General features: G+C 41.5%; 2 protein-coding genes. Both read left to right on the top strand.

Features of this window, described 5'->3' with window-relative positions; all coding sequences use genetic code 11:
• Nucleotides 1-174 precede the first annotated feature (174 nt).
• A complete protein-coding gene (thsB, locus tag DYY66_RS04110) occupies nucleotides 175-1,824 on the top strand; it encodes a thermosome subunit beta (protein ID WP_166286449.1) in 1,650 nt (549 codons plus the stop codon).
• A gap of 48 nt (nucleotides 1,825-1,872) precedes the next feature.
• Nucleotides 1,873-2,099: helix-turn-helix domain-containing protein (locus DYY66_RS04115; RefSeq protein ID WP_166286451.1), on the top strand; the 227-nt coding region annotated here is incomplete at its 3' end.

The following is a 2,099-nucleotide window of genomic DNA, read 5'->3' on the forward strand; positions in this document are numbered from 1 at the left end:
CATTTGTCCATAAAAAATAAATTATAAAAAATCTAACTTACGTAGGTTCGATCCACGATTCACAACTCTCCTACTTTCCTGCAATTTATTGGATCGAACCAATTTTTATTTAAAAACAGGTTTCGTAAAATTAAAATATCCATTACACACAATATGTGACCAATGTGATACAATATGACGTTACCAACACAACAAACTCCAATCATCCTTCTCAAGGAAGGATCGACACAAACAAAGGGAAATGATGCCCAAAGAAACAATATCCAAGCAGCAAAACTAGTCTCAGAACTAGTACGAACTAGCCTTGGTCCAAGAGGCATGGACAAGATGCTTGTAGATACTCTAGGGGATGTCACCATTACAAACGATGGTGCGACAATCCTAAAAGAGATTGATGTACAGCACCCCGCAGCCAAGATGATGGTGGAAATCAGTAAATCTACCGACAATGAAGTTGGAGACGGTACTACATCAACCGTAGTTCTTGCAGGTGCACTACTAGAAAAAGCAGAAGAACTAGTGACCAAGAATGTTCATCCCACAGTAGTCGTAGACGGTTTCAAGAAAGCGTCTGAGAAAGCAATCGAAGTGTTGCGACAGGTAGCAACTTTGATAGATCCTAGGGACAAAAAATATCTAAAAAAGATTGCTACCACAACACTTGCATCAAAGCTGGTTTCAACAAACTCATCTGAACTAGCTGATGTGGTAGTGGATTCCGTCTTGGCAGTCGCAGAAAAATTAGGAGACAAATACAAAGTAGACATCGACAACATCAAGGTTGAGAAAAAGAGCGGAGGTTCAATCCGGGACACAAAACTCATCCAAGGAATTGTGCTTGACAAGGAAGTCGTACATGGTGCAATGCCAAAAAGGATTGAGAATGCTAAGATTGCACTTCTCAATGCTCCTTTGGAGATAGAAAAGACAGAGTTTGACGCAAAGATCAATATCAATTCTCCAGACCAGATGCAACTATTCATTGACGAAGAGAACAAGATGATAAAGAAAATGACTGACAAGATAACACAGTCTGGTGCAAATGTTGTACTGTGTCAAAAAGGAATTGACGACATGGCACAGCACTACTTGCAAAAGGCTGGAATCTTGGCAGTGCGAAGAATAAAAGAAAGCGACATGACAAAACTTGCAAAAGCAACAGGAGCACGAATCGTCTCAAATGTTACAGAGCTTACTGCCAATGATCTTGGGGCTGCCAACTTGGTAGAAGAAAGATTTGTAGAGACAGACAGATGGGTATTTGTGGAAGACTGCAAAAATCCAAAAGCTGTTAGCATTCTTGTACGAGGGGGCTCTCAAAGAATAGTGGATGAAGCAGAGAGATCTGTTCATGATGCACTGATGGCAGTAAAAGATGCCGTTGTGTATCCAAAAATTGTCGTTGGCGGAGGAGCACCTGAGGCTCACGTTGCTCACAAGATAAGAGAGTGGGCTAACACTCTTGAAGGCAGGTCACAGTTAGCTGCACAAAAATTTGCAGACGGGATAGAAACCATACCGCTAGTCTTGGCAGAAAATACTGGAATGGATCCACTTGACACTCAAGTGGATTTGCGTTCCAAGAGTGCATCTGGCAAGGCAACCTATGGAATTGATGTCATCACTGCAAAGGTTGGCGATCTATCTACAAGAGACATCTATGAACCGCTTGCTGTCAAGGAACAGGTCATAAATGCAGCAACAGAGACTGCTTGCATGATATTAAGAATCGACGACGTGATTGCGGCATCAAAATCAAGAGAAATGCCAAAACCTGGAGGTTATGGAGGCCCAGGTGGGGACATGTCCGGAATGGATATGTAATTCCCTTTTTTTTAATGGACATGCAAAATCAAATAGACTCAATTTNCAATTTTCCGTGTACTTGGAAACAAGACCAGGAGAGATATTCTGTCAACTCTTTCTGATGAACCGATGTATTTTAACCAAGTTTCAAAACAGATAGGAATTGGACAGCAGGCCATGCTGCGCCACATGCAAACATTGGAAGATACTGGCTTTGTTAGTGCCTATGGTGAGAAAAGCAAATTTGGAGCACCGGACAGAAAGTACTACCGTCTAAATTCATCATTTAATCT

The sequence above is a fragment of the Candidatus Nitrosotalea sp. FS genome, assembly GCF_011319475.1.
In the GTDB taxonomy this organism is placed as follows: domain Archaea; phylum Thermoproteota; class Nitrososphaeria; order Nitrososphaerales; family Nitrosopumilaceae; genus Nitrosotalea.

Excerpts from the sequence above, each read along its gene's own strand:
- thsB (WP_166286449.1), top strand. The coding sequence starts at position 175 with ATGACGTTACCAACACAACAAACTCCAATCATCCTTCTCAAGGAAGGA.